Origin of the sequence: Stenotrophomonas sp. 57, assembly GCF_030291075.1 — a bacterium.
Lineage (GTDB): Bacteria > Pseudomonadota > Gammaproteobacteria > Xanthomonadales > Xanthomonadaceae > Stenotrophomonas.
The window spans coordinates 2,481,782-2,507,360 of record NZ_CP127407.1; the positions used below are offsets into that span (position 1 = coordinate 2,481,782).

At 66.8% G+C, this 25,579-nt stretch carries 24 protein-coding genes; 10 read left to right on the forward strand and 14 right to left on the reverse strand.

Features of this window, described 5'->3' with window-relative positions; all coding sequences use genetic code 11:
• Positions 1–7 precede the first annotated feature (7 nt).
• Complete coding sequence (locus QP512_RS11410) at positions 8–1,078, reverse strand: ferredoxin reductase (protein WP_286068631.1); 1,071 nt, start codon at positions 1,076–1,078, stop codon at positions 8–10.
• A 92-nt stretch (positions 1,079–1,170) separates the two neighbouring features.
• On the opposite strand from QP512_RS11410, the gene fabR reads away from it, so the two are divergent.
• The 3 genes from fabR (at position 1,171) to QP512_RS11425 (ending at position 4,794) form a co-directional block, all read left to right on the forward strand.
• Positions 1,171–1,827: an HTH-type transcriptional repressor FabR gene (gene fabR, locus QP512_RS11415; RefSeq protein ID WP_005409961.1), complete on the forward strand. Its 657-nt coding sequence runs from the start codon at positions 1,171–1,173 to the stop codon at positions 1,825–1,827.
• A 275-nt stretch (positions 1,828–2,102) separates the two neighbouring features.
• Complete coding sequence (locus QP512_RS11420; protein ID WP_286068633.1) at positions 2,103–4,256, forward strand: TonB-dependent receptor; 2,154 nt, start codon at positions 2,103–2,105, stop codon at positions 4,254–4,256.
• Positions 4,246–4,794, forward strand: a complete 549-nt coding sequence (locus QP512_RS11425; RefSeq protein ID WP_286068634.1) for a thioredoxin-like domain-containing protein — start codon at positions 4,246–4,248, stop codon at positions 4,792–4,794. The genes QP512_RS11420 and QP512_RS11425 overlap by 11 nt, the downstream gene beginning before the upstream one ends.
• A 127-nt stretch (positions 4,795–4,921) precedes the next feature.
• Here QP512_RS11425 and mntR read toward each other — a convergent pair whose 3' ends face one another.
• Positions 4,922–5,386, reverse strand: a complete 465-nt coding sequence (gene mntR, locus QP512_RS11430; protein WP_286068635.1) for a manganese-binding transcriptional regulator MntR — start codon at positions 5,384–5,386, stop codon at positions 4,922–4,924.
• 117 nt (positions 5,387–5,503) lie between these two features.
• On the opposite strand from mntR, the gene QP512_RS11435 reads away from it, so the two are divergent.
• Positions 5,504–6,835 (forward strand): Nramp family divalent metal transporter, encoded by a 1,332-nt coding sequence (locus tag QP512_RS11435; protein WP_286068636.1) that lies wholly within the window; start codon positions 5,504–5,506, stop codon positions 6,833–6,835.
• A 127-nt stretch (positions 6,836–6,962) separates the two neighbouring features.
• Here QP512_RS11435 and QP512_RS11440 read toward each other — a convergent pair whose 3' ends face one another.
• The 4 genes from QP512_RS11440 to QP512_RS11455 form a co-directional block, all read right to left on the reverse strand.
• On the reverse strand, positions 6,963–7,289 hold the full coding sequence (locus QP512_RS11440; RefSeq protein WP_286068638.1) for a thioredoxin family protein: 327 nt from the start codon (positions 7,287–7,289) through the stop codon (positions 6,963–6,965).
• Positions 7,261–7,743: a flavodoxin gene (locus QP512_RS11445; RefSeq protein ID WP_286068639.1), complete on the reverse strand. Its 483-nt coding sequence runs from the start codon at positions 7,741–7,743 to the stop codon at positions 7,261–7,263. Before QP512_RS11445 ends, QP512_RS11440 begins: the two co-directional genes overlap by 29 nt.
• Before the next feature lie 10 nt (positions 7,744–7,753).
• On the reverse strand, positions 7,754–8,794 hold the full coding sequence (locus QP512_RS11450) for a ribonucleotide-diphosphate reductase subunit beta (RefSeq protein ID WP_286068640.1): 1,041 nt from the start codon (positions 8,792–8,794) through the stop codon (positions 7,754–7,756).
• A gap of 108 nt (positions 8,795–8,902) precedes the next feature.
• Complete coding sequence (locus QP512_RS11455) at positions 8,903–11,266, reverse strand: ribonucleoside-diphosphate reductase subunit alpha (RefSeq protein WP_286068641.1); 2,364 nt, start codon at positions 11,264–11,266, stop codon at positions 8,903–8,905.
• A gap of 433 nt (positions 11,267–11,699) precedes the next feature.
• Here QP512_RS11455 and QP512_RS11460 point away from each other — a divergent pair, with 433 nt between their 5' ends.
• Complete coding sequence (locus tag QP512_RS11460) at positions 11,700–12,677, forward strand: zinc-binding dehydrogenase (RefSeq protein WP_286068642.1); 978 nt, start codon at positions 11,700–11,702, stop codon at positions 12,675–12,677.
• Positions 12,678–12,749: 72 nt separating this feature from the next.
• Here QP512_RS11460 and betT read toward each other — a convergent pair whose 3' ends face one another.
• The 4 genes from betT to QP512_RS11480 form a co-directional block, all read right to left on the reverse strand.
• Positions 12,750–14,729, reverse strand: a complete 1,980-nt coding sequence (gene betT / locus QP512_RS11465) for a choline BCCT transporter BetT (protein WP_286068643.1) — start codon at positions 14,727–14,729, stop codon at positions 12,750–12,752.
• A gap of 183 nt (positions 14,730–14,912) precedes the next feature.
• A complete protein-coding gene (locus QP512_RS11470; protein ID WP_286068645.1) occupies positions 14,913–15,293 on the reverse strand; it encodes a VOC family protein in 381 nt (126 codons plus the stop codon).
• Between the two features lie 96 nt (positions 15,294–15,389).
• Complete coding sequence (locus tag QP512_RS11475; protein WP_286068646.1) at positions 15,390–15,713, reverse strand: SMR family transporter; 324 nt, start codon at positions 15,711–15,713, stop codon at positions 15,390–15,392.
• Positions 15,713–16,066 carry an SMR family transporter gene (locus QP512_RS11480; protein WP_286068647.1) on the reverse strand — a complete coding sequence of 118 codons (354 nt, stop codon included), beginning with the start codon at positions 16,064–16,066 and terminating at the stop codon, positions 15,713–15,715. The genes QP512_RS11475 and QP512_RS11480 overlap by 1 nt, the downstream gene beginning before the upstream one ends.
• Before the next feature lie 161 nt (positions 16,067–16,227).
• Between QP512_RS11480 and QP512_RS11485 the strand changes: the two genes are divergently transcribed.
• Entirely contained in the window at positions 16,228–17,079 is an 852-nt protein-coding gene (locus tag QP512_RS11485; protein WP_286068648.1) for a LysR family transcriptional regulator, read from the forward strand.
• 38 nt (positions 17,080–17,117) lie between these two features.
• On the opposite strand, the gene QP512_RS11490 is transcribed toward QP512_RS11485, so the two are convergent.
• A complete protein-coding gene (locus tag QP512_RS11490; RefSeq protein ID WP_286068649.1) occupies positions 17,118–18,038 on the reverse strand; it encodes a M14 family metallocarboxypeptidase in 921 nt (306 codons plus the stop codon).
• Positions 18,039–18,169: 131 nt separating this feature from the next.
• On the opposite strand from QP512_RS11490, the gene QP512_RS11495 reads away from it, so the two are divergent.
• From QP512_RS11495 to QP512_RS11505, 3 genes are all read left to right on the forward strand, one after another.
• Positions 18,170–20,251, forward strand: coding sequence for a TonB-dependent siderophore receptor (locus QP512_RS11495; RefSeq protein ID WP_286068650.1), 2,082 nt, complete (start codon positions 18,170–18,172; stop codon positions 20,249–20,251).
• 62 nt (positions 20,252–20,313) lie between these two features.
• A complete protein-coding gene (locus QP512_RS11500) occupies positions 20,314–22,086 on the forward strand; it encodes a chloride channel protein (RefSeq protein WP_286068651.1) in 1,773 nt (590 codons plus the stop codon).
• 99 nt (positions 22,087–22,185) lie between these two features.
• Positions 22,186–22,902: an MgtC/SapB family protein gene (locus tag QP512_RS11505; protein ID WP_286068652.1), complete on the forward strand. Its 717-nt coding sequence runs from the start codon at positions 22,186–22,188 to the stop codon at positions 22,900–22,902.
• 15 nt (positions 22,903–22,917) lie between these two features.
• Here QP512_RS11505 and QP512_RS11510 read toward each other — a convergent pair whose 3' ends face one another.
• Positions 22,918–23,322 (reverse strand): MerR family transcriptional regulator, encoded by a 405-nt coding sequence (locus QP512_RS11510; protein WP_286068653.1) that lies wholly within the window; start codon positions 23,320–23,322, stop codon positions 22,918–22,920.
• A gap of 63 nt (positions 23,323–23,385) precedes the next feature.
• Between QP512_RS11510 and QP512_RS11515 the strand changes: the two genes are divergently transcribed.
• Positions 23,386–24,213, forward strand: a complete 828-nt coding sequence (locus QP512_RS11515) for a class I SAM-dependent methyltransferase (RefSeq protein ID WP_286068654.1) — start codon at positions 23,386–23,388, stop codon at positions 24,211–24,213.
• Positions 24,214–24,303: 90 nt separating this feature from the next.
• Here the strand turns inward: QP512_RS11515 and QP512_RS11520 are convergent, their stop codons facing one another.
• A complete protein-coding gene (locus QP512_RS11520; RefSeq protein WP_223224455.1) occupies positions 24,304–24,567 on the reverse strand; it encodes a hypothetical protein in 264 nt (87 codons plus the stop codon).
• Positions 24,568–24,715: 148 nt separating this feature from the next.
• Entirely contained in the window at positions 24,716–25,558 is an 843-nt protein-coding gene (locus QP512_RS11525) for an OmpA family protein (protein WP_286068655.1), read from the reverse strand.
• Positions 25,559–25,579: the final 21 nt, after the last annotated feature.

Here is a 25,579-nt window from a genome sequence, read left to right on the forward strand (position 1 = left end):
GGCGTCCTCAGAGATCCAGGGTCAGGTCGGTGGTCGGTGCGCTCACGCAGATCCGCACCGGCTGTGCCGATTCGGACTGCAGGTCGCCGGTGCGCAGGTGGCGGGTGGCGCCACTGACGCGATCACAGGTGCAGGTGTTGCAGATGCCCATGCGGCAACCGTGCTTGGGCTTGATGCCGTGCGCTTCCAGGCTTTCCAGCAGCGAGCGGCCACGTGGCACGCTCAGCTGGCGGCCACTGCGGGCCAGGGTCAGCGACACTTCGCCCTCACTGCGGGCATCACACAGCGGCGCAGGCGGTGTAAAGGCTTCGGCCTGGAAGCCGGCCACCTGGTGCGCCAGGCGCGTGCGGGCGGCGGCAACGAACCCATCCGGGCCGCAGGCCAGCACATGGCGCTGCGCCAGCGGCGTGTCATCGCCGGCCACCTGCAGATCGTGGGTATCGATGCGCGCGGCCGGCGCCACGCCCTCGCGCGTAGTCAGCAGGTGCACGCGCAGATTCGGCTGCGCAGCAGCCAGTGCCTGCAGTTCATCACGGAACTGCAGATGGGCAGCCGTGCGTTCCCAATAGAACAGGTCCACCGGCGCTGCCAGCGGGCGCTGGCAGGCTTCGCGCAACAGGCCACGCATCGGCGTGATGCCACTGCCGGCCGCCAGCAGCAGCACCGGCGCTGCGGCCGGCATATGGAACTCGCCGAAGGCGGCATCGAGGCGGAACAGTTCGCCCGGCCGCGCATGGTGGACAAGATGCTGGCTGACCCGGCCGCCGTCGACCGCCTTGACGGTAATGGCCAGCTCGCGCCGGCCCAGTGCGGTGGGGCTGTAGCTGCGCTGCCACAGGCGTCCTTCAATCTCCACGCCAAGGGTGACGTGCTGTCCGGCACGCATGCCGGCCCAGTGCTGGTTGGTGCGCAGGACCAGGGTCGCCGCGCCCTCGCCGGCCGGCTCGCGCCGGACCAGGCGGGCCACCGGCTCGCGCAGGGTCCACAGGGGATTGAGCTGGCCCGCCCAGAAATCGAACAGCGACGGCGAGACCCAGCGGTACGGAGAGAACAGGGACGGACGGACGACAGCGCTCATAAGTGAACTATACGGGCGCACATACACCTGTGTATACATGTGTATATTGAACCGGATTGGGTATGATTCAGCCTCGCCCCGCCGGAACCCCCATGGCCGCCGCCACCGCCTTGTCGACGCCCGAAGATGCCAACAGCCCGGCCCGCCGTACGGTGAGCCGCGAGGATCTGTTGGCCGCCGCCCTGAAGCTGATCGGGCCGCACCGCAGCCTGTCCACGCTCAGCCTGCGCGAAGTCGCACGTGAGGCCGGCATCGCGCCGAACAGCTTCTACCGGCAGTTCCGCGACATGGACGAACTGGCTGTGGCGCTGATCGACGCGGCCGGCCGCTCGCTGCGCACGATCATCGGCGAAGCCCGCCAGCGCGCCACCTCCACCGCTACCAGCGTGGTGCGGGTCTCGGTGGAGACCTTCATGGAGCAGCTGCGCGCCGACGACAAGCTGCTGCACGTGCTGCTGCGCGAAGGCGCGGTCGGCTCGGACGACTTCAAGCACGCGGTCGAGCGCGAGCTGCACTACTTCGAAGAAGAGCTGCAGCACGACCTGGTGCGCCTGGCCGCCCTGGATGGCGCGGTGCTGCACGCACCGGAACTGGTGGCCAAGGCCATCACCCGGCTGGTGTTCGCGATGGGCGCCACCGCCATGGACCTGCCGCCGGAGAAGGATCCTGAACTGGTCGAACAGATTTCCACGATGATCCGCATGATCATCGTCGGCGCCCGTACCCCCGCCGCGTTCCGTCGCGGCTGACGATCGGCCCCGGGGGTCGGATCCCTTTCCAGAGGAAAGGGCTCTGATCCTGTCTCCCCTTCCCGCACGGCAATTCCATCCTCCGCGCATGACCACCGGAAGGGTTGTGGTCGTCTAATGTAATGTTATAACACCCGCATGATCTGACCCGGCCAACGCCCCACCCGGAATTGCCGCAGCTTCGTTATATAGCACTTGCTATCTTGATAAGCCATTGCTTTCATGTGCGCCCGCCAATTCACCCCCGCCTTCCCTCTCCAAGGAGGACGCCCCCCATGCCCGTTTCCCTTCTTCGCCGCGTGCCACTGGCAACCGCCATCGCGCTCATCCTGCCGCTGCCTGCACTGGCCGCCCCACCGCAACCGACCGAACTGGACCGCGTGCAGGTCAAGGTCAGCACCGCCACCCGGAGCGAACGCCTGCTGTCGGACGTGCCGATCCGCACCGAAGTCCTGCGCAAGGAAGACATCGCGCTGCGCTCGGCCACCGACTTCTCGCGCGCCGCCGAGCTGATCAACGGCCTGCGCGTGGAGAGCAACTGCCAGAACTGCAACACCAGCGAAGTGCAGTTGCTGGGCCTGCCCGGCGCCTACAACCAGCTGTTGTTCGACGGCATCCCGCTGCTGTCCACGCTGGGCAGCGTCTATGGCCTGGAGCAGATTCCGGCCGGGTTCGTCGACCACATCGAAGTGGTCAAGGGCGGCGGCTCGGCGCTGTATGGCCCAGGTGCGGTGGCCGGGGTGATCAACCTTATCCCGCCGCTGCCTGCACGTAGCGGCGGCCACGTGCAGGCCGGCGTGGACGTGCTGGAGGGCACGCCGCAGAAGAACGCCGACGTGCGGCTGGACCTGGTGGCCAAGGACGCCGACGCCGGGCTTTCAGTGATTGTCCAGCGGAACTGGAACAGTGGCATCGACTACAACGGTGACGGCTACACCGAAATCACCCGCAAGAACCTCAAGGTAGGCGGGCTGCAGGCCTGGTATGCGCCCACGCCGGGCACGCGGCTGCGCCTGGACCTGCAGGTGACCGATGAAACCCGCCGCGGCGGCAACCGACTGGATCAGCCCGAATACCTGGCCAACATCGCCGAGTCGCTGGATACGAAATACCGCCGCGGCAGCGTGTCGTGGGACCAGGAAATCAATGCCGACGTCGATTTCCGCCTGGCCTACGCCTTCGCCGACATCGACCGCGACAGCTTCTACGGCGGCCTGGGCGACGTCGTCACCGATCCTTCAGCGCCCGGATACGACCCGTCGCAGCTGGACCACAACGTGGCTGGCAGCGCGGCCTCGCGTTCGTGGCGCCAGTACGGCCGCACCCACAACCCGCTGCACTACATCGACAGTCAGTTGAACTGGCGATTGGGTGCGCACGCGCTGGCCCTTGGTGTGCAGTACAAGCACGAGGCGCTGCGCGACGACAACCGCACCGGTGACGGGCAGCGCCTGGCGGTGCTGGAAGATGCAGCCTTCCACAACCTGGGCGCCTTCATCCAGGACGAGTGGAGCCTGCGCGACAACGTCGACCTGGTGCTGGGTGCACGCGTGGACAAGAGCTCCGAGCTGGACAACGCGGTATTCTCGCCACGCATCGCGCTGGCCTGGCAGGCCACGCCGAACTTGAAATGGCGGGCCGGCATCGCCACCGGCTTCCGTGCCCCGGAGATCTTCGTCGAAGACGTGCATGTCGATACGCTGGGGGGTGAACAGGTGCGCGTGCGCAACACCGACGGCCTCAAGGAAGAGCGGGCGTTGACCACCCTGTTCGGCTTCGACTGGCGATCGGACCCGGCCAATCCGGTGTGGAGCTGGGATGCCACCGCCTCCTATGCACGCATCCGCGACACCTTCGCACTGGGCGAGATCCAGCGCGGTGACGATGGCCAACTGAGCCAACTGCGCTACAACGCTTCCGGCTCCAACGTACTGGGCGCGGAAACCAATCTCGGCTGGCAGCCGTCGCCGCAGTGGCGCCTGACGGCCGGTGCTTCGTGGTACCGCTCGCGCTTCCGCGAACCGCAGCGCATCTTCGACGACACCGGCGACGGTGGCGACACCCTCATCGAAAGCCGCAACTACCTGAAGACCCCGCGCTGGACTGGCCTGGCGCAGCTCAGCTGGATGCCCGCCGAGCCGTGGGAAACCTTCGTGGCGTTACGCCACACCGGGCCGATGTCGGTGCTGAACAACCGGCTGGGCGAGCTGCATCGCACGCGTGCGTTCCTGGTCACTGATCTGGGCGCACGCTGGCACCACCACCTCGGTGCGCAGGCGCAGCAGGAAGTGTCGGTGGCCGCCGGCGTCAAGAACGTGTTCGACCAGCGCCAGAAGGATCTGGAAGTGGGTGCGCTGCGCGACAGCGACTATGTCTACGGCCCGCGTTTCGCGCGTTCGTGGTACGTCAACCTGCGCTATGCGTTCTGAGCAGATGCGGACGCTATTGCTGGTGGGTGCCCTGCTGCTGGGCCCACCGGCAATGGCCACGGACCTGCACGCGCAGGTCTCGGCCTCGTTGATGAGGCCGGAACAGCGGTCGCTGCGGCCCATGCAATGGTCGCCGCCGCCGAAGCTGGTGGCGCTGTACTTCGGCGCCGACTGGTGTGCGCCGTGCCATGCCTTCGTACCCACGCTGCGCAGTGTGCGCGACGCGTTGCGCGGGGCCGGCGCCGATACCGAAGTGGTGTACGTCAGCCTGGATGAGAGCAAGAGCGCGCTGCGGCGCTACATGCACGCGCAGGAGATGCCTTGGCCGGTACTGGACCCGCGCCGCGCCGCGCGCATGCCGGCACTGCAGGCATTGGCCGGATTGGCACCACCCAACCTGGTGCTGATCGATGCCGACGGCACGGTGCTGGCCAATGGCTGGCATGGACGTCGCTACGACGGTCTGCAGCCGGTGCTCAAGGAATGGACGAAACGGGCCTGCGCGCAGGAACAGGCCCACTGCCCGCCCGGATTGTAGAGTCGAGCCATGCTCGACTCATTGCGCACCGCGCGAACGGCAGCCGAGCATGGCTCGGCTCTACAGAACACCTGATTCCGCCGCCACTCGGATTCCCGCCGGGTATGCCCCGGCACTAGCGCGCCGCTCAACCGCCCTCGGCCTTGCGCACGAATGCCTCGAAGAGAGCCAGCGTCTGCTCGCTGACATGGTGCTCGATGCCCTCGGCATCACGCCGCGCGGTATCTGCGTCCACGCCCAGCGCCAGCAGGAAACGCTCCACGGTCTGGTGGCGCTGGCGGCTGGCATGGGCCAGCGCCTCGCCTTCCGGGGTCAGGAACACGCCGCGGTACGGCCGCTGCACCACCCAACCATCGCGGGCCAACCGCCGCAGCATCTTTGCCACCGTAGGCTGAGCCACGCCCAGGCGGGTCGCGATATCGACCTGGCGGGCCTCGCCGCCGTCGGTCAGCAGGTCCGAGATCAGCTCGACATAGTCCTCCACCAGCTCCATCCGGTGCGCCTCGCGCACTTGCCGGAAGCTCTCGACCTGGCGCTCGGCCTCGATCAAGGGGGTGCCTTTCAGCGATGTCGAATCGTCGGTATTGCCCACGCCTGCGCCTGTCCTTCCGGTCTACTTTGGGTTTGAAACTGAATTCTGGACCAGTAACGCGATAAAGACGATTGTTTCACATTGCTAATGACTATAGCAGGAGCTATATTCGGACCCATGAACACCCTGGCGCCCCGCGACCCTTCGGCCCCCACCCCGGCCAGCCTGGGCGCGCTCAACGCCTCGGTCGCTGTGCCCGACAAGGGCCACTGGTGGTTCCGCCTGCTGGCCTTCCTCGGCCCGGGCTACATGATCTCGGTGGGCTACATGGACCCGGGCAACTGGGCCACCGACCTCGCCGGCGGATCGCGCTTCGGCTACCTGCTGCTGTCGGTCATCCTCATTTCCAACCTGATGGCGGTGATCCTGCAGGCGCTGTCGGCGCGGCTGGGCATCGCCACCGGCATGGACCTGGCCCAGGCCTGCCGCGCGCGCTACCCGAAGCCGGTGAACCTGGCACTGTGGGCGCTGTGCGAGGCGGCGATCATTGCCTGCGACCTGGCCGAAGTGATCGGCACCGCGATCGCGCTGAAGCTGCTGTTTGATCTGCCACTGCTGTGGGGTGCGGTGATCACCGCGCTGGACACGCTACTGGTGCTGCTGCTGATGAACCGCGGCTTCCGCGCACTGGAAGCCTTCGTGATCGCGCTGCTGATGGTGATCTTCGGCTGCTTCGTGGTGCAGATCGCCATGGCGGCGCCGCCGGTGATGGCAGTGCTCGGCGGCTTCATCCCGCGCGCGCAGGTGGTAACCGATCCGCACGCGCTGTACATCGCCATCGGCATCATTGGTGCCACGGTGATGCCGCACAATCTCTACCTGCATTCGTCCATCGTGCAGACCCGCGCCTACCCGCGCACCGATGAGGGCCGTAGCAGCGCCCTGCGCTGGGCAGTGACCGACAGCACCCTCGCGCTGACCCTGGCACTGTTCATCAACGCCAGCATCCTGATCCTGGCCGCAGCCGTGTTCCATGCCAATGGACGTTTCGATGTGGAAGACATCGAGCAGGCGCACCAGCTGCTGGCACCGATGCTGGGTGTGGGCGCGGCCGCAACACTGTTTGCCGTCGCCCTGCTTGCCTCGGGCCTGAATTCGACAGTGACCGCCACGCTGGCCGGCCAGATCGTGATGGAAGGCTTCCTGCACCTGCGCCTGCCGCCGTGGCTGCGGCGGTTGATCACACGCGCACTGGCGATCATTCCGGTGGTGGTGGTGATCCTGCTGTTCGGCGACCAGGGCGCGGTGAAGCTGCTGGTGCTGAGCCAGGTCGTGCTGTCGATGCAGCTGCCGTTCGCGATCATCCCGCTGGTGCGGATCGTGACCGACAAGGTGACGATGGGTGCGCTGGTGGCGCCGCGCTGGCTGGGCGCGATCGCCTGGGTGATCGCGCTGGTGATCGTGGTGTTGAACGTGAAGCTGCTGGTGGATACCTTCGCCGGCGCGTAATTCGGAACACTGGGCTCGGATCCCTTGCCGCAGGCAAGGGCTCTGCCCCGGTCATCAGGGCCAGTAGATCCACGCCATGCGTGGATGCATTTCATCGCGCAAACGGCAGCCGGGCATGGGCTCGGCTCTACAGATGCAACGCGATCGCGGCCTCGATCTGCTGCGGCGACTGGAACCCGGCCAGGCGTGTGCGTTCATCACCATCACGGAACAGGGACAGCGTCGGCGTCTGCCGCAGCCCCAGCTCCCTGAAGAACGCCTCACCCAGCACTTCCAGCTGTACGCGCAGCAGGGTCGTGCCCTGCCCCGCCACGCTGTTGGCCACGCGATGCAATGACATCTCCAGCATCCGGCACCCGGGGCACTGGTCCTTGTGGAAATCCACCAGCACCCGCGGGTGTTCGGCCAGCAACTGGTGGAACTGCTCAGGCGTGGTGGCGTCGATGATCTCCATCGGTGTTGCTCCAGTAGTGGGCCAGGACCGCATCGGTCCAGGCACTGATGGCCTCGGCATGGCGAACGCCATGCGGCATCTGTTCGATCTCCAATGGCGGGTAGTCGCTGCGGAAGTAGCGGATCAGCCGATGCACGGCGCCGCAGAAGTACTCCTGCCCCCATTGCGTTTCACCGGTGCCGAACACGGCCAGCTGCCGCGGCCGTTCGCCCCGTTCGGCGATGCCGGCCACCCATGCCTTCATCTCCGCAGGCGTACGTCCGGCGTTGTCGGTCCAGCAGCCCAGCAGCACCAGGTCGGCCTCGTCGGCGGCCAATGGCGGCGCCTGGCGCAGGTCGTCGGCCTCGTGCCAGTGCACCGCGTGGCCGGCGGCACGACAGCGCTCGGCGATCTGGCGGCCCAGCTCGCGGGTGTTGCCGCTCAGCGAGGCCACCACCAGCAGGATGCGCAGCATCGCGCCCGGCTCAGAGGTCGTCGAAGCCGTTGTCGACGTTGGTCTTCTTGTAGCTTGCATTGCGCATCTCGAAGAAGTCGGTCTTGGTCTCGGTGAAGTTGTCGGCGTAGGCCTTGATCCACGGCATCACGTTGTCGGTGGTGTCGCTGTACAGGCGCTCGATGCCCAGCATGCCGGCCATCTTGTTGGCCCGGTACTTCACGTAGCGCGTCATCTCTTCGACATCGATGCCGTCGATGCCGTCCAGCACTTCCGAGGACCACTGCGTCTCCAGTTCGATCGCATGCTCGAACGCCTGGTGCACGTACGCGGTCAGTTCATCGGTCTGCAGCGCCGGGTTCTCGCCGATGATGGCGCGGATCAGCTCGCTGATGAACTTGGTATGGGCCAGCTCGTCACGGTTGATGAAGCTGATGATCTTGCCGGTGCCGGTCATGCGGTTCTGCCGCACCATGTTGTAGAAGTAGGCAAACCCGGAATAGAAGTTGATGCCCTCCAGGATCGACGACTGGATCAGTGACTTCAGCAGCGTCTCGGCGGTCTTCTCGCGCATGAAATCGTCATACGCCCCCATGATCGGCGCGTTGCGCTTGATGATGGTCGGGTGCGTGCGGGCGATCTCGAAGATCCGGTTCTGGTTCGGCAGGTCGGTGATCGAGGCCAGCACGTAACTGTAGCTCTCGTTGTGGATCACCTCCTGCTGGCCGATGATCGCCGCGTTGGCGTGCGCCGCCGGGTCGGTGATGTACTCGGCCACGTTGTAGATGAAGCGGGTCTGCGGAGAGTCCAGTGTGGCGAGCAGGCCGATGATCGAGTCATAGGCATTCTTCTCGCGCCCGGACAGCTCGCCGTACTGGCGCGCATCCAGCTTCATGTCCACCTCGTCGGGGATCCAGAAGTTGGTCGACAGCTCCTTGTAGGCCCGATAGAACGACGGGTACGGGATGTCGTTCCAGTTGAGGATGCCGCTGGTACGGCCGTTGATGATGCCGGTACTGCGGTTGGGGTGGCGCGGTTCCAGGATCTTGATGCGGTCGAGGGGGGTTACCATGGTCGTTTGCCTTCGTATTGCGCGTTGCGGATGTAGAGCCGAGTCCATGTTCGGCTGCTCTTCGCGTCTGAGCCGAGCGTGGGCTCGGCTCTGCAAGGGACGCAGCAATCAGCTGGCGCACCACTCGCATTCGCTGATGTCGATGTCGTTGGAGCGCACGTAGTAGGTGGTCTTCAGACCTTCGCGCCAGGCTGTCAGGTGCAGCTCCAACAGCGTGCTGGCACGGATCGTGCTGGGCACGTACAGGTTGAAGCTGATCGACTGGTCGACATGGCGCTGGCGGCGTGCGTTCTGGCGCACGCTGGCAAACTGGTCGACCTTGTACGCCCCCTTCTCGTAGTACGGCCAGGTTTCCAGCGACAGGCCCGGCGCCGCCACCGGCCGCCGGAAGTCCTTCTTTTCCTCGTAGTAGAACGCGCTGTAGATCGGGTCGATCGATGCGGTGGAACCGGCAATCTGCGCGGTACTCATGTTCGGCGCGACGGCCAGCAACCAGCCGTTGCGCAGGCCGTGCGTGGCGACCTCGTGGGCCAAGCTGTCCCATGCGGCGCCAGTGTAGTCGCGGTCACGGAAGTAGCGCCCGTTGTGCCAGTCGCTGCCCGCGAACATCGGGTAACTGCCCTTCTCCTTCGCCAGTTGCGCGCTGGCCTGGATCGTCAGGAAATTGATGCGCTCATACAGGCGGTCGGCCAGCGCCTCGGCGTCCGGCGATTCCCACTGGATCGCCTGCTGTGCCAGCAGGTGGTGCCAGCCGAACGTCCCCAGGCCGATGGCGCGGTACTTGCGGTTGGTGATGGTGGCCTGCGGCACCGGCAACGCGTTGAGGTCGATCACATTGTCGAGCATGCGCACCTGGATCGGAATCAGGCGCTCCAGCACATCGGTGGCCAGCAGGTCATCCGGTGCGCTGATCGCCCGGCCGAGGTTGATCGAGGACAGGTTGCAGACTACGAAGTCACCGGCGCGACGGGTGGTGACGATCTGGTCGCCGCTGACGATCTCCTGGATCATCCGCGTCGGACTCATGTTCTGCAGGATCTCGGTGCACAGGTTGCTGGAATAGATCATGCCCGCGTGCTTGTTCGGATTCCTGCGGTTGACCTCGTCGCGGTAGAACAGGAACGGGTTGCCGGTCTCCAGCTGGCTGAGCATGATCCGCTTGAACAGATCGATGGCCTTCACCGTTCGGCGGCTGATGCGCTCATCGGCCACCAGTTCGGCGTAGCGGTCGCGGAAGCTGCCCGCGCCGCGCGTCTCATCGTAGAAGTCCTGCAGGTACCAGCCCTTGGCGCTCTTCACTTCGTGCGGATCGAACAGGTACCAGTCGGCGCGGCGTTCGACCGCTTCCATGAACAGGTCAGGCACGCAGACCGAGGTGAACACATCGTGCGCGCGCAGGCGCTGGTCGCCGTTGTTGAGGCGCAGGTCCATGAAGGCTTCGATGTCGCGATGCCAGATATCCAGGTACACGGCCACCGCGCCCTTGCGCTGGCCGAGCTGGTCGACCGATACGGCGGTGTTGTTGAGCTGCTTGATCCACGGCACCACGCCACCGGACGAATTGGGCACGCCACGGATCGGCGCACCGCTGCTGCGCACATAGCCCAGGTAGGCACCCACGCCGCCGCCATGCTTGGACACACGGGCGATATCGGTGTTCGAGTCATAGATGCCCTGCAGGCTGTCATCCATCGTGTCGATGAAGCAGCTGGACAACTGCCCGCCCACCTTGCCGGCATTGGCCAGGGTCGGTGTGGCCACCGTCATGTACAGGTTGGACAGCGCCCAGTACGCCTCGCCGACCAGCTGCATGCGCCGTTCGCGCGGCTTTTCCTCCTGCATCAGGTACAGCGCAATGGTCAGCCAGCGCTCCTGCGGCAGTTCGTAGACCTCGCGGCTGCGATCGCTGGCCAGGTAGCGCGTGGCCAGCAGGTACAGGCCGTTGTACGCGAACAGGCGATCACGCTCCGGGTCGATCATCTCGCCGGCCTGCTGCAGCTCCTCCTTGGAGTAACAACGCAGGATGTCGTTGCTGTAGATGCCGCGGTCAGCCAGGCTCTCCTGCAGGCCGACATACGAACCGTACTTCAGGCTGACATCGTAGAAGCGGTTGCGGCTGGCGCGCTTGTACAGACGCCGCAGGTAGATGCGCGCGGCAAACTGTTCCCACTCCGGCGCGACCAGGTCCACGCGCGACTCGGCCTCGCGGATCAGCAGGTCGACCAGATCATCGGCACTGAGGCTGGGCTTGCGCTCGACCATCGCCTGCACCACGCGGCGGTAGTCGCTCACATCCAGCTGCGGGAACTCGGCATGCACGGTATCGATGCTGCGTTGCAGGCGCTCGGCGTCGAACGGCAGGCGGCGGTTGCCGGCCTCCTTGGTGATCCAGGTCGGCACACGCTCGCCACCGGCGCGCAAGGCGTCGCCGGCGCCGGCCAGATCGGCCACGCGGAAGGTACTCTCAGTCATGGTGGTGGAACTCCAGGCTCGCACGCGCGTTGGCGGTCGATGCCGTGGCGGCCCTGCACGCGATACCGGCGCACGGGGCGGTCGGGGTGGGATGCCATGGCGCGGGAACACCAGGTCGTCGGCCATTGCCTGCGCCTGCGGCCGGTATCCGGGCCGTGGGGACGATCTGGGTCCGCGCGATGGCGGCCGCGTCGACGCGGCAAGCCTTCAGGGGCGGGCCGCGGGACGTTTGCTGCATGTCCGGCGGCGGCGGCTGACCGGGAGTGACGGCCACAACATAGTGGGGATATCTCGAACCGTCAACACAAGATGCAGTAATCAGCACCTGTCGCGACGATCAGTCGCAGGATGCCGTGTTGCACCTGCAGCGCCTTGTCGACATCACGCGCGCCCCCAGTTCGGTACAACACCCACTTTCCCCGGAACACCGACCATGCGCGCTGCCCAGTACCCCTCCTTCGGCAACCCGGCCGACGTCCTTGCCATTGCCGATGCGCCGCTGCCCGAGCCCGGCCCCGGCGAGGTGCGCATCCGCACCGTGCTGGCCTCGATCCACAACCACGATCTGCTGACCGTGCGCGGCCTGTACGGCTACAAGCCGACGCTGCCGGCAATCGCGGGCAGTGAAGCGCTGGGGGTGATCGATGCTCTTGGAGAAGGTGTCGACGGCCTGCAGATCGGCCAGCGCGTCGCCGCAGCTTCGGTACACGGCACCTGGGCCGAGGCGTTCATCGCACCGGCACGCATGGTGATTCCGATGCCGGAGGCGATCCCCGACGAAATGGCCGCGCAGCTGATCGCGATGCCGCTGAGCGCGCTGATGCTGCTGGAATTCCTGAAAGTGGACGCCGGCCAGTGGATCGTGCAGAACACCGCCAACGGTGCGGTGGGCAAATCGCTGGCGATGCTGGCCCGCGCGCGCGGCGTCAACGTGGCCAACCTGGTGCGCAATGGCAAGGCGGTGGCGCAGCTGCAGGCGCTGGGCATCGAGCATGTGTTCGACACCTCGCAGGACGGCTGGAAGGATCGAGTGCGTGCAGCCACCGGTGAAGCGCAGGCAGCAGCCGCCGTCGATTCCATCGGCGGCGAAGCCAGCGCCGACCTGGTCGACCTGCTCGGCCTGCACGGCACGCTGGTGTCGTTCGGGGTGATGAGCGGCGAGCCGATGCGCATTCCTGCAGGCGGCCTGATCTACAAGGAAGCCACGGTGAAGGGCTTCTGGGGCAGCAAGGTCAGCCAGGCGATGGCGGTGGAAGACAAGCGCCGCCTGGTGGGCGAACTGCTGCAGCGCGCGGCCAGCGGCGAACTGACGCTGCCGGTGGACGGCATCTTCTCGCTGGACGACATCAAGGCCGCCGCGACCGCCAGCGCGCAGTCGGGGCGTGGCGGCAAGGTGCTGCTGCGGGTCTGATCGCCAGAGGGTAGAGCCGACCGTGGGCTCGGCTCTACACGGAGGTGCGGACCAACGGTCCGCACCCACCCATCAACGACTCAGATGCAGGAACTGCAGGTGCCGTTCGTACTGGCTGATGATGTCGTTGATGATCTGCTTGCGGCTGTACCCCACCAGATCGTAGTCCTGGCTGCCTTCGAACAGGTGCACTTCAGCGCGGTAGTAGCGCTGGTTGCGCAGCTGCTGTGCGGCGAACGACGGGGTCAGGTAACCGCTCAGGATCACCCGGTACAGGAAGTCCTGCTGCTCGCCATGGTTCACCGTCAGCTCCATGTCGCCGGCCTCGAAGCGCGTGGCCACGTCCCAGCCCTGACCGCGCAGCTGCTCGGCCACCGCTTCCATCGCTGGCTTCACCGTGTCGTCCATGAAGCGGTAGACCTGGTCGCGCACCGGGAAATGCATCGCCTGGCTCAGGCGCTGGCGCCAGCCCTGGTGGTGGCGGTCGTCGCCGATCAGCGGCGACGGCCTGTACTGCAGCGCGCGCTTGCGGTGCGATTCGTCACTGAAGGCGCGGGTGAGGCCCCACATCATGAGCAGCAGGATTGCCGAGAACGGCAGTGATGCCAGCACCACCGCGGATTTCAATGCGTCGATACTGCCGGCCAGCAACAGGCCCGCGGTCAGCACCGCGATCACCGTGCCCCAGAACACGCGCAGCCAGCGCGGGCCGTCGTCCTCGGGCGATCCACCATGCGATGACAGGGTGGACAGCACCACCGCGCCCGAGTCAGCGGAAGTCACGAAGAAGATGAAGCTGACCAGCACCGTCACCGCGATCACCGCGCGGCTCCAGGGGTAGCCGTCCAGCAGCGCATACAGCACGGTGGGCGGGTCGTCCACCGCCAGCTGCGCCAGCTGTTGCTGGCCGTGGTGCAGCACCTGGTCCAGCGCGCTGTTGCCGAAGATCGAAAGCCAGGCCAGGGTGAAGCCCAGCGGGATCAGCAGCACGCCGAACACGAATTCGCGGATGGTGCGACCACGCGAGATGCGCGCGATGAACAGGCCAACGAACGGTGCCCAGCCGATCCACCAGGCCCAGTAGAACACCGTCCAGCCGCCCAGCCATTCGGGGCGGCCGCCGTAGGCATACACATCGAAACTCTTGCCGACCACGCTGCCCAGGTAGTCGCCCAGGTTCTGCATCAAGGTGCTGAACAGGTACTGCGTCGGCCCGGCAAACAGCATGAACAGCACCAGCGCGATCGCCAGCAGCATGTTGATGTTGGCCATCCAGCGCACGCCTTTCTCCACGCCGGAGACGGCCACGGCCACTGCCGCGCCCATCATCGCCACCACCAGGATGATCTGCACCAGGTTGGAATGCGGGATGTTGAACAGGTGCGCCAGGCCGGCATTGAGGTGCAGTACGCCGAAGCCCATGTCGGCACCGATGCCGAACACGGTGGCGACGATGCCCAGCGCGTCCACGGTGTAGCCGATCGGTCCGTTGATGCGCTTGCCGATCAACGGATACAGCGCCGAGCGCAGCGCCAGCGGCAGGTTGTGGCGGTAGGCGAAGTAAGCCATTGCCATCGCAGCGAGTGCGAACACGCCCCAGCCGTGCAGGCCCCAGTGCAGGAACAGCAGCTGCATGGCCTGCCGCGCGCCGGCCTCGCCGGCGGCCGCATCGCCCTGTGGCGGCTGCAGGTAATGGGTGAGCGGTTCGGAGACGCAGAAGAAGAACAGGGTGATGCTGATGCCGGCGGCAAACAGCATGCCGGCCCACGAGAGGTAACTGAACTCCGGCTCGTCATGGTCGGCACCCAGCTTGATGCCACCGTACTTGGACAGCGCCACGCCGACCACGAACACCAGGTACAGGGTCATCGCCAGCAGGTAGTACCAGCCGACGTTGAGTGCGGCCCAGTCCTGCGCCTTCAGCAGGAGGCGACCTGCCCCCAGCGGGAACAGGCTGACGAACAGCGCGAACGCCACGACAACGATCGCCGCGAAGGCGAACACAGGCCGAAGGGTGCGCACCGGGGATTGTTGCGGCTCCAGTACTTCCATGGGGCGGCGTTCTCCGGTAGATCAAAGGGTTAGCCGGCTGATTCTGGCTGAACCGCAGTGGACAGAGCATGAAGTTGCGGCCTGCCGTCGCAATCCCGTCCGCTCATTCCGTGGTATCACGCGCGCGGCGGAGCGCAACCTTGCCTGCGCGGGTTGCGGTGCGGCCGCGCGCATCCTGTCCGATCACGACATCACATGCACCGCACACAGCTTGTTGCCATCCGGGTCGCGCAGATAGGCCAGGAACACCTGCCGGCCGGACATGTTGCGGACGCCGGGCGGATCTTCGATTGCGGTACCACCGTGAGCCACCCCAGCTTCCTGCCAGGCACGCACGGCCTCTGCACTGCCCAGACTGAAACCGATGGTGCCACCGTTGGCATGGCACGCTGGCTGCCCATCGATCGGCGCGGTTACACCGAACATCCGCCCATCCTTGAAGTACAGCAGTCGGCCCTTTTCGTCGAATATGCCCGCTCGTGCCCCCATCGCGGCGAACAGGGCGTCGTAGAAGCGACGCGCGGCCTCCATGTCGTTCGTTCCTACGGTGATGTGGCTGAACATGCGGGCACTCCGTGTGGAAAACTGCAGTGTCGATGAGCAAGGGCGACTTCGCAAATCGCTGCACCATCGCCGCCCGGCTCACGATAAGGCCTGCTGCTACTTGGCGGTACTGAGCAGCAGCACCGCCACGGTCACCAGGCCGATGCCGATCCAGCCCATCGGGCGCAGGCGGTTGCCGAACAGCAGGCGGCCGCAGGTGGCGGTACCGATCACGCCGATCGCACCCCACATCGCATAGGCGGTGGCCAGGTCCATGTAACGCACCGCCTGGCCAAGCAGGACGAAGGCGATCCAGACCATGACGATCGCGCCGACACCCCAGCGCCAGCGGCGGAAACCTTCCGACTTGGCCACCATCATGTTGGCGGCGACATCGATCAGTGCAGAACAGATCACGAAAAACAGGGCCAGGGTATTCATCAGTGCGCCTCCCCGAGGGTGACACAGACGATGCCGACCACCGCCAGTACCAGGCCGGCCAGCTGCTGCAGCGACAGGCTCTCGCCGAACACGCTGAGACCGACCACGGTCAGCAGGGTCAGGCCAAGGCCTTCCCATACCGCATAGGCGACACCGACCGCGATGCGGCGCACCGACTGCGCCAGGAAGAAGTAGGACAGCGCCAGCGCGCCGGCCATGATCAGGTAACCCGTCCAGCCACCATCGCGGGCGGCATGGGCCATGAACGAGGTGCCGACCACTTCGGCGACGATCGCCATGGTCAGGCAGGCCCAGGCGACCAGCGCGCCACGGGCGGGAACAGTACGGGACATGTGAAACTCCTTGCGGGATGGGGACAGCGCCCCGCCCTCAGTAGATCCACGCCAGGCGCGGATGAGCCGGAACACCCGCCCAGACAGGGGCGACGGCGGCCAGTATCATCGCCTTTTACGGTCGATTCAAAATATAAACCATCGATAGGAGCGATGGATAGATGCCCTATTCCCCTGAATCCCTGCAGGCCTTCGTGGAAGCCGCGGCGCTGGGCTCGTTCTCGGCGGCGGCCCGACGCCTGCGCAAGACCCAATCGACGGTCAGCACCGCCATCGCCCATCTGGAGGCCGACCTCGGCGTCAGCCTCTTCGACCGCAGCGGCCGCTACCCGCAGCTGACCGAAGCCGGACGCCAGGTCCTCGGCCATGCCCAGGAAATCCTCGCCGCCGATACCCGCCTGCAGCAGCTGAGCGTACGGCTGGCCGCCCCGGTCGAAGCGCGGCTGACCGTGGTGTTCTCCGACGTGTATCAGCTCGATCCGGACCAGCGTGCGTTGCAGCGCTTTGCCGAAGCATTCCCGGAGATCGAACTGGAATGGCTGGATGCCGAAGGCGAGGACGTGCTGGAGCTGGTCGGCAGCGGCCGTGCCGCGCTGGGTTTGCTCCCGCGCCAGGAAAGCTATCCGGATGCACTTGTGGCACGGCCGTTGGCCCATCACAGCGAGCTGTCGGTGTATGTGGCGCGCGACCATCCGCTGGCCGACGCCGGCCGTCGCGCCGCTTCCCAGCTAGCGCGGCACCGGCAGGTGCGGTTGAGCGCGGAGGTCGACCCTGCGCGGGCGGCTACCGGGCTGGCGTGGACCGCCACCGATTACCTGATGGTGATGGAGATGGCCGAGGACGGCATCGGCTGGGCCGAGCTGCCACGGGGGCTGGTACAGCGCTACGACCGCGGGAAGCTGGTGGAACTGACCCTGCCAGGGTGGCCACGTCGCATCCACAGCGACCTGCTGTGGCGCCGCGATGCGCCGCCGGGGCCGGCGGCGCTGTGGTGGGCCGACGCGTTGGGGTGACACGCCCACCATGCGTGGATGGGCAGCCGGTTATCCGATCAACGATGGGCCAGCGCGTAATCCAGCGACGCGCACACCGCTGCCACCTGGGCGTCGTTGCACTGCTGCGGTGTCGCGCGCGGGCTGTCCGGGTAGACCTCGGTGGTGGTGGTGTAGGTCGCACCGGTGATGCCGGCACACAGGCCCAGCTTCACCAGCGGGTACTCGATCACGCCGTGGGCCACCACCGGCGAACCGATGATCTCGCCCTTGTCGTCGGCCGGCGCAATGTGAGTCACCTTCTCCACGGCAGCGATCACTGCCTGCTGGAAGGCCGGCTGCGGGTTCTCGCTGTCGTCCACCAGGTAGAAGCCATCGGGAATCAGCCCCGGTTCGAACGGCTTGCCGTCACGCGCGGCCAGCGCCGGGCGGAACTCGCTCTCGTCGCTGTCGGTGGTTTCGTGCAGGTCGATATGCAGCACGAACTGGCCTTTGTACGGCGCGATCAGCTCGATGACAGCGGTCGATTCGCGTGCCGGGCCATCGACGCGGAAATTGCGGTTCGGATCGATCGCATCGAAATTCCAGCGGTTGATGCGCTCGAAGCCCCACGGGTTCACGCACGGCGCCACCAGCAGGTTGGCCTTGCCGGCGTAGTCGGCGGCGTGCTTCTCAAGGAACTCCAGCGCGCCCATCACGCCGCTGGTTTCGTAGCCGTGCACACCGCCGGTGACCAGCGCGGCCGGCAACGCCGGGTTCCAGTCGCGGCTGCGCAGGGCGAACAGGGTGTAGGTCTCGCCGGCGTAGTCGAGCTGGCCATAGGCCACCTTGTCGAAGCGCGAGGCCAGCGCCTCGATGCGCGGCAGCACCTCTTCGTCGTAGTGACGCAGGCGCTGCTGGCGGCCACGCCACACCTCCCGTTCCGCCGCCCCCCACGGCTGGCCAGGGGTTCCGACGGGGTAGAAGGCGGCTTGGGACATGGCGGATCTCAGCGAGTCAGGAAGCAATCGCCCACTCTACCACCGGGGGAACAGCGTGAACCGCCGGCGCATTCCATTGGCGAATGGAATCAGCAATAATTCTCATTTACCACCCTCCACAGCCCGCACCGATGCCCTCCCGCGCCCTGCACCCGGCCCGCCTGCCGCTGGCCGCCGCCCTCACCATGTGCCTGCTCCCGGCCGCCACCGCCTTCGCCCAGGACAGCGCTACCACGCTGGGCAGCATCCAGGTCTCCGGCAGCTGGCTGGGTACCGGCCTGCATGACAGCGTCAAGAGCTTCGCCGGCGCACGTACGGTGGTCGACCGCCAGCGCATCGAGGCCAGCGGCGCGGCCAGCATCGGCGATGCCATGCGCCGTGTTCCGGGTGTGCAGGTCACCGACAACTCCGGCACCGCAGGCAGTTCGGTGTCGCTGAACATCGGCGTGCGCGGCCTCACCGGTCGCTACTCGCCGCGCTCGACGGTACTGCTCGATGGCGTCCCGCTGGCGGTCGCGCCGTATGGCCAGCCGCAGCTGTCGTTCGCGCCGACCAGTCTGTCCAACATCGAATCGATCGACGTGGTGCGCGGCGGCGGTGCGGTGCGCTACGGGCCGCAGAACGTGGGCGGCATCATCAACTTCAGCACCCGCGCCATTCCCACCGGGGCCGGCCTGCACGGCGAAGCTGGCGTGCGCTACACCGCCTACGACCATGGCGGCGGTGACAGCACCCAGTACAACGCCTTCCTCGGCGGTACCGGCGACAACGGTCTGGGCGCCGCCCTGCTCTACTCCGGCCAGGATGGCCGCGGCTGGCGCCAGGGCAGCGATGACCGCTTCAACGATCTCGCACTGAAGTTCGCCTACGCCATCGACGAGCAGCAGGAGCTGCGCGCCAAGCTGTCCTACTACGACGTGCGCTCGCTGACGCCGGGCGGCCTGACCCGTGCCCAGTACGAGGCCGATCCGTTCCAGAACACCCGGCCGACCGATTTCTGGAAGGGCCATCGCACCGGCATCGACCTGGGCTACACCAACACCCTGTCGGCCAACAGTGAGTTCGAGGTGCTGGCCTATTACAACGAGAGCACCCGTGCCAGCTCGCTGATCAACGCCGCCAATACCCAGTTGACCGTGCAGCCGCGCGACTACCGCGTGCTTGGCATCGAGCCGCGCTATACCCAGCGCCTGCACTGGGGCAGCACGGTGCATGACATCACCGCCGGCTACCGCTTCCTGCGCGAGCGCGGCAACGACCGCAGCTACACCGTCGCCCGCCGGACCGGCGCGGCCAGTGCCATCACCCGCTTCGACAACGTCACCGATGCGCACTCCTTCTACATCGACGACCGCATCGCCATCGGCCAGTGGCGCATCACTCCGGGCGTGCGCATGGAATGGATCGACATGGACCGCCGCCAGGCCGGTGGCACGGCCACCTTCAGCAGCCGCAACGACAAGGCGCTGCCCTCGATCAACGTTGCCTACCTGCTGACCCCGAAGCTGACCGTGTTCGGCAACTACACCACCTCGTTCGGGCCGGTGCAGAACATCCAGCTCAATTCGCAGAGCGCCAGCAACCCGCTGAACCCGGAAGTGGCGAAGACCACCGAGCTGGGCGCACGCTGGCAGGATGGGGCACTGCGCGCGGAAGTGACCGTGTTCAAGATGCGCTTCGACAACCAGATCCTGCAGGTGCCGGGCATCACCCCGCCCACCTTCCAGAACATTGGTGCCACCGACCACAAGGGTGTGGAGAGCGCACTTGAGTACCACTTCGCCGAGGACAGCGCGCTGGCCGGGCTGGAGCTGTACGCCAACTACACCTGGACCAAGGCGATCCAGCAGTCCGGTGACAACCGCGGCCTGGACGTGCCGTTCTACTCGCGCGACACCGACAGCATCGGCGCCCGCTACGCGCTGGCCGGCTGGACCTTCAACGTCTCCAGCACCCACCAGAGCGGCCAGTTCTCCGACGCCGCCAACACCTGGGCCGAGAGCGCCGATGCGCGCGTGGGCCGCGTGCCGGGCGTACGCCTGTGGAATGCCCAGGTGGCCTGGCAGGTGCCGGGGCTGGGTGACAGCGAGATCGCGCTGGGCGTGAACAACCTGGCCGACAAGCGCTGGTACACCCGCAACGTCGATGGCAACGCTGGCCGCATGGTGGCCGCGCCGCGCACCTTCTACCTGCAGGGCCGCTACCGCTTCTGAGCCGGTAGCCGCCCGATGCGGTGACGGTGGCGCTCACGGTGGCGGCGTATCATGCCGCCACCATGTCTTCGCCCGTTTCGCCATCGCGCCTGCATCTGGCCTTCCAGGGCCTGCGCCTGCGCCTGCGTGGCAGCGACCTGTGGTTCATCGCGCTGGCGCTGCTGGTTGGCCTGATCGCCGGCTACCTGACCCTGCTGCAGTCAGGCATCGCGCGCTGGCTGCAGGGCACGTTGTACGGCCTGGACGACGGCATGCGGCTGAGCTCCCTGCCCTCGCTGACATGGACCGCGCTGCTGGTGCTGCCACTGGGCGGGCTGCTGGTCGGCCTGGTCAGCCTTGCGGCGACGCGGCTGAAACGGCCACTGCTCGATGCGGTGGAAGCCAATGCGCTGCACGGCGGCCGCATGTCGATGCGCGACAACCTGATCGTGCTGACCCAGACCCTGCTGTCCAACGGCTGCGGAGCGTCGGTCGGGCTGGAGGCCTCATACACACAGATGGGCGCCGGCAGCGGCTCGCAGCTGGGCCGGGTGATGCGCCTGCGTCGCAACGACGTGCGCATCCTGGTCGGCGCTGGTGCTGCCGGTGCCATTGCCGCCGCGTTCGGTGCACCGCTGGCCGGTGCCTTCTATGCGTTCGAAATCGTCATCGGTGCCTACACCCCGGCTGCACTTGCCCCGGTGGCGGTCGCTGCGCTGGCAGGCGCCTTCGTGGCCGACCAGGCCGGCATCGAGGCCTATCTGCTGCCTGCCGCCTCGACCATCGACGTGCGCGCCGCCGACTACGCCATCTACGGCCTGCTCGGCTGCTGCTGCGCGATGGTCGGCATTGCCATCATGCGGCTGATCGCCTCGATCGAAGGCACCGTCAAGCGCAGTCCCCTGCCCGCGTGGGGACGGCCCGTGGTGGGTGGACTGCTGCTGATTCCCCTGGCACTGGCCAGCCCGCAGGTGCTGTCGTCCGGTCACGGCGCGCTGCATCTGGACCTGACTACCCACCTGCCGCTGATCTGGATCGGCGGCCTGCTCACGCTGAAGTGCCTGGCCTCGGGCATTTCGCTGGGCTTCGGTTTCCGCGGCGGCCTGTTCTTCGCCTCGCTGTTCATGGGCACCCTGGTCGGCGCGCTGTTCGCCGGGCTGCTGGGCATGGCCACCGGCGTTCCGATGGTCGACGCCACGTCTGCCGCACTGGCCGGCATGGCCGCACTGGCCGCTGCCGTGGTCGGCGCACCGATGACCATGGCCATGCTGGTGCTGGAAGGCACCCACGACTTCCTGCTGACCAGCGTGGTGATGAGCGCGGTGCTGGTCTCCAGCACGCTGGTGCGGCAGTGGTTCGGCTATTCGTTCTCGACCTGGCGCATGCACCTGCGTGGCGAGACCATCAAGAGCGCCCGCGACGTGGGCTGGGTGCAGAACCTCAACGCCGGCCGGATGATGCGCAAGGGCGTGGCCACTACTCCGGCCGATCTCGATGCCGCCACCTTCCGCCAACGCTTCCCGCTGGGCTCGGGCAGCCGGGTGATCCTGATCGACAGCGAGGGCCACTACGCCGGCATCGTGCAGATTCCACGGGTCTACGGCGATGGCGTGAAGCCGGAAACCCTGATCGGCGACCTGGCCGAGAACCGCGACGTCTCGCTGGCACCATCCTCCGACGTAGTCAGCGTGATGCAGCGTTTCGACCAGACCCAGGCCGACGAACTGGCGGTGGTCAGCGCCGACGGCCAGGTGCTGGGCGTCGTCTCCGAAGCCTTCGTGCGCAAGCGCTACGCCGAAGAACTGGACAAACGCCAGCGCGAGCTGATGGGCGAGCGGGTCGAGGACACCGACTGATCCGGAAAAAGGGACGGAGGGGATCAAGTCGTCTCTCGCACCCGCGAAATCCACGCATGGCGTGGATCTACTGTCACTTCGACGCGATAGACTCCGGCCATGCGCTTCATTGAAACCTTCCAGGCCGGCCCCTTCGCCGACACCGTGGTCAGCCTGCTGGCCGCTTTCGTACTGGGCACGCTGATCGGCGCCGAGCGCCAGTACCGGCAGCGCACCGCCGGCCTGCGCACCAACGTGCTGGTGGCGGTGGGCGCCGCTGCCTTCGTGGACCTGGGCATGCGCATTGCTGGCAGCGCCGAAGCGGTTCGGGTGATCTCCTACGTGGTCTCCGGCGTCGGCTTCCTCGGCGCCGGCGTGATCATGAAGGAAGGCATGAACGTGCGCGGCCTGAACACCGCCGCCACCCTATGGTGCTCGGCGGCGGTCGGCAGCTGCACCGGCGCGGACATGCTGGCCGAAGGCGTGCTGCTGGCGGTGCTGATCATCGCCGGCAATACCCTGCTGCGGCCGCTGGTGAATGCGATCAACCGCATTCCGATCAATGAGACCGCCACCGAGGCGACCTACGAAGTGCGCCTGAGCGTGGATGCCGAAGCCGTGCCGCGGGTTCGCGAGCGGTTGGTCGATGCGCTGGAAGCAGCGCAGTATCCGGTGGGTGATGTGCAGGTGGTCGAGCATGCCGATGCACCCACCGATGTGATCGCGGTGCTGGTCAGCACCGCCGTGAGTGCCGACGAGCTGGATGTGGTGCTGGCGCGGATGGAGCACGTGCCGGGCGTGCTGCACGCCACCTGGGAAGTCAGTACCCGCGATTGAGGCGGTTCCGGCAACTCACCCACCCGCCATGCGCTGCTGTGCCCGCATCAGTTTGCGGAATGAAGCGCACTTCCGGGCATCCTCTGCCTGCGGGCATGCCGCAGCCCGCTGCAGATTCCGCCGTACCCGCTGCAGCTGGGTGATCTGCCGCTGCAGCACCTCGGCCTGCGCCAGCAGCGCCTCGCGATCCAGGGTGATACAGCTCTGCCTGGGCAACGACAGCCCGATCTGTTGCAACGACAACCCCGCCGCCTGGCCAAGCCCTATCAGCGCCAACCGTTCCAGCACCTGCTCGTCGTACTGGCGGCGCAGGCCACGGCGCCCAAGCGCCTGCAGCAGCCCCAGCTGTTCGTAGTAGCGCAGGGTCGAGGCCGGCACCCCGCTGCGCTTCACCACCTCGCCGATATCCAGTTCACGCATGGGCTTGACCTCAAGTCGTCTTCAAGCAGCAACCTATGGGCCACTTCCTGACAAGGCAAGGCTATGGCGAGCACATCCCCCGTTGATCAGAACACCCTCTGGAATGGCCACGGCGGCCAGATCTGGGTCGCCCAGCAGGCCATCCTCGATGGCCTGTTCCAGCCGATGGCCGACCTGCTGGTCGCCGAGTTGCCAGAAACCGTCACGCAACTGCTCGACATCGGGTGCGGCACGGGCGCGAGCCTCCTTGCAGCGGCGGCGGCACGCCCTTCCGCGCATTGCACGGGCGTGGACATTTCCGCACCGATGCTGGCAATGGCCCGCGGGCGCGCTGAGTCAGCAGGGCTCGATGCCGACTTCTTCGTCGCCGACGCGCAACGGCACCCTCTGCCTTCCGCGCACTTCGACTGGATCCAGTCACGGCTGGGGGTGATGTTCTTCGAGGACAGCCAAGCCGCCTTCAGCAACCTGCACCGCGCCGCCACGCCCGGTGCCGGGCTGCGTTTCATCGCCTGGCGCAGTGCCGAGGAAAACCCGTTCATGACCACCGCCGAGCGCGCGATCGGGCCTGCGTTGGATCTGCCAGCCCGGATACCCGGCGCGCCGGGGCAGTTCGCCTTCGCCGACGGCGAGCGTGTGCGCCGCCGGCTGCAGGCGGCGGGCTGGAAGGAGGTGGAGGTGATGGCGGTGGACCTGCCCTGCACGCTTCCTCGCGAGGCGCTGCCCACCTATGTGGGCCAGCTGGGCCCCGTCGGCTTGGCGCTGCGCTCGATACCTGCCGAGCGCGCCGATCAGCTGCAGTCCAGGGCGCTGTCGGCATTCACGCCGTTCATCGAAGGCGATCAGGTGCGCGTGGATGCTGCCTGCTGGTTGATCCGCGCACGCGCATGAGCGGAACCATGCCCGCATGGCGTGGATCTACAGGATTCCCGCGCACCAGATGGCCATCCACGCATGGCATGGATGAGAATGTGTCGGGCGCTACAACGCCTCGCCGGCATCGGCCAGGCGCGATTCGATCAGCGCATACCACTGCTGCAGCACATCGATCAGCATATCCAGCTCGGCATCGGTGCGCTGCGCGCGACCGCTCCGCAGGCAGGCTTGGGCCTCCTGCAACTGCGCCAGGAACCCGGCCACGGTATCGGCCTGCAGGATCAACCCCGGCAGGCGCCGCCCGGGAATGCGCACCACGGCGTGGTTGCCGAGCTGGCCGTACACACTCAGTGTGGCTTCCGTCTTCATGGAAAGAGGCAGGAATTGGGCATTCATCGCGTGCACCATGGAAAACCTGAGCCGTCGGCAGGCATGGTCGACGGGGGAGACGTAACCACGTCCTGCCGACGGTCAGGGGGGACTCGGATTACCGGGGCGCTTTCCCGGCGCAGGAACATCAGCGCGACTGGGCCATCCCGGCGATCTGCACGCGCCGGTTCGGTGCCAGGCAGGCGATCAGCTCGCGGCGGTTGCGTTGCTCGCACTGCACGATCGGCTCGGACGCGCCACGCCCCTCGGCACTGATGGCGGTGGCGGGCACCCCGCCCTGCACCAGGGCATTCCGCACGGCCTCGGCGCGACGCTGCGACAACGCCTGGTTGTAACTGGCGCTGCCGATGCGATCGGTGTACCCGGTCACCCGGATCGACTGCACCTGCGCGGCCTCGCGCACCTGCGCCAACACTCCCTGCACCGCATGCTGGCCTTCCGCGCTGAGCACGGCACTGTCAAAACCGAACAGTGCATCGGCAGACAGTCGCAGCGGTTGTTCCGGCAGCGGTGCCGGCGGCGGCGGCGGCGGAGCTGGCGGCCGCGGCGGCTCCAGCACGGCCGCGCACGATTCCGGCTTCCAATAGCCTGCCTGCGCGATCCCTTTGCTGTCGAAACGCACCTGGAACTGGCAGGTGAAGTACTCCGCGCCCTGCGCGGTGCGGAAGTTGAACAGGTAGTTCCACTCGCGCACGCCCCACATGCCCTCGTTGAAATGCGGCGTGCCCAGCAGCGTGTACAGCTGGCGCTTGCTCATCCCGGGCGCGAAGCGGCGCAGGTCGGCGACGTCGGGATAGATGCCTTCCTTCAGCGAAGCCTTCGAGGCCTCCGGGAAGCGCACGGCGGTGGCTTCGGCGGGTCCTTCGGCGGCCGGCGCATGACTGCGGCAGGCGGCCAGCAGGCCCATCCCCAGAACCAGGCCCAGCGTGGCGGCCAACTGGCCGGCGCAGGCGATGCGATGCTGTTTCATGTCGTTCCCCCTGTAGACGTT

Bases quoted from the DNA above. Each gene is read 5' to 3' on its own strand.
- QP512_RS11410 (WP_286068631.1), bottom strand. From the start codon at position 1,078: ATGAGCGCTGTCGTCCGTCCGTCCCTGTTCTCTCCGTACCGCTGGGTC.
- fabR (WP_005409961.1), top strand. From the start codon at position 1,171: ATGGCCGCCGCCACCGCCTTGTCGACGCCCGAAGATGCCAACAGCCCG.
- QP512_RS11420 (WP_286068633.1), top strand. From the start codon at position 2,103: ATGCCCGTTTCCCTTCTTCGCCGCGTGCCACTGGCAACCGCCATCGCG.
- QP512_RS11425 (WP_286068634.1), top strand. From the start codon at position 4,246: ATGCGTTCTGAGCAGATGCGGACGCTATTGCTGGTGGGTGCCCTGCTG.
- QP512_RS11435 (WP_286068636.1), top strand. From the start codon at position 5,504: ATGAACACCCTGGCGCCCCGCGACCCTTCGGCCCCCACCCCGGCCAGC.
- QP512_RS11440 (WP_286068638.1), bottom strand. From the start codon at position 7,289: ATGGAGATCATCGACGCCACCACGCCTGAGCAGTTCCACCAGTTGCTG.
- QP512_RS11445 (WP_286068639.1), bottom strand. From the start codon at position 7,743: ATGCTGCGCATCCTGCTGGTGGTGGCCTCGCTGAGCGGCAACACCCGC.
- QP512_RS11450 (WP_286068640.1), bottom strand. From the start codon at position 8,794: ATGGTAACCCCCCTCGACCGCATCAAGATCCTGGAACCGCGCCACCCC.
- QP512_RS11455 (WP_286068641.1), bottom strand. From the start codon at position 11,266: ATGACTGAGAGTACCTTCCGCGTGGCCGATCTGGCCGGCGCCGGCGAC.
- QP512_RS11460 (WP_286068642.1), top strand. From the start codon at position 11,700: ATGCGCGCTGCCCAGTACCCCTCCTTCGGCAACCCGGCCGACGTCCTT.
- betT (WP_286068643.1), bottom strand. From the start codon at position 14,729: ATGGAAGTACTGGAGCCGCAACAATCCCCGGTGCGCACCCTTCGGCCT.
- QP512_RS11470 (WP_286068645.1), bottom strand. From the start codon at position 15,293: ATGTTCAGCCACATCACCGTAGGAACGAACGACATGGAGGCCGCGCGT.
- QP512_RS11475 (WP_286068646.1), bottom strand. From the start codon at position 15,713: ATGAATACCCTGGCCCTGTTTTTCGTGATCTGTTCTGCACTGATCGAT.
- QP512_RS11480 (WP_286068647.1), bottom strand. From the start codon at position 16,066: ATGTCCCGTACTGTTCCCGCCCGTGGCGCGCTGGTCGCCTGGGCCTGC.
- QP512_RS11485 (WP_286068648.1), top strand. From the start codon at position 16,228: ATGCCCTATTCCCCTGAATCCCTGCAGGCCTTCGTGGAAGCCGCGGCG.
- QP512_RS11490 (WP_286068649.1), bottom strand. From the start codon at position 18,038: ATGTCCCAAGCCGCCTTCTACCCCGTCGGAACCCCTGGCCAGCCGTGG.
- QP512_RS11495 (WP_286068650.1), top strand. From the start codon at position 18,170: ATGCCCTCCCGCGCCCTGCACCCGGCCCGCCTGCCGCTGGCCGCCGCC.
- QP512_RS11500 (WP_286068651.1), top strand. From the start codon at position 20,314: ATGTCTTCGCCCGTTTCGCCATCGCGCCTGCATCTGGCCTTCCAGGGC.
- QP512_RS11505 (WP_286068652.1), top strand. From the start codon at position 22,186: ATGCGCTTCATTGAAACCTTCCAGGCCGGCCCCTTCGCCGACACCGTG.
- QP512_RS11510 (WP_286068653.1), bottom strand. From the start codon at position 23,322: ATGCGTGAACTGGATATCGGCGAGGTGGTGAAGCGCAGCGGGGTGCCG.
- QP512_RS11515 (WP_286068654.1), top strand. From the start codon at position 23,386: ATGGCGAGCACATCCCCCGTTGATCAGAACACCCTCTGGAATGGCCAC.
- QP512_RS11520 (WP_223224455.1), bottom strand. From the start codon at position 24,567: ATGAAGACGGAAGCCACACTGAGTGTGTACGGCCAGCTCGGCAACCAC.
- QP512_RS11525 (WP_286068655.1), bottom strand. From the start codon at position 25,558: ATGAAACAGCATCGCATCGCCTGCGCCGGCCAGTTGGCCGCCACGCTG.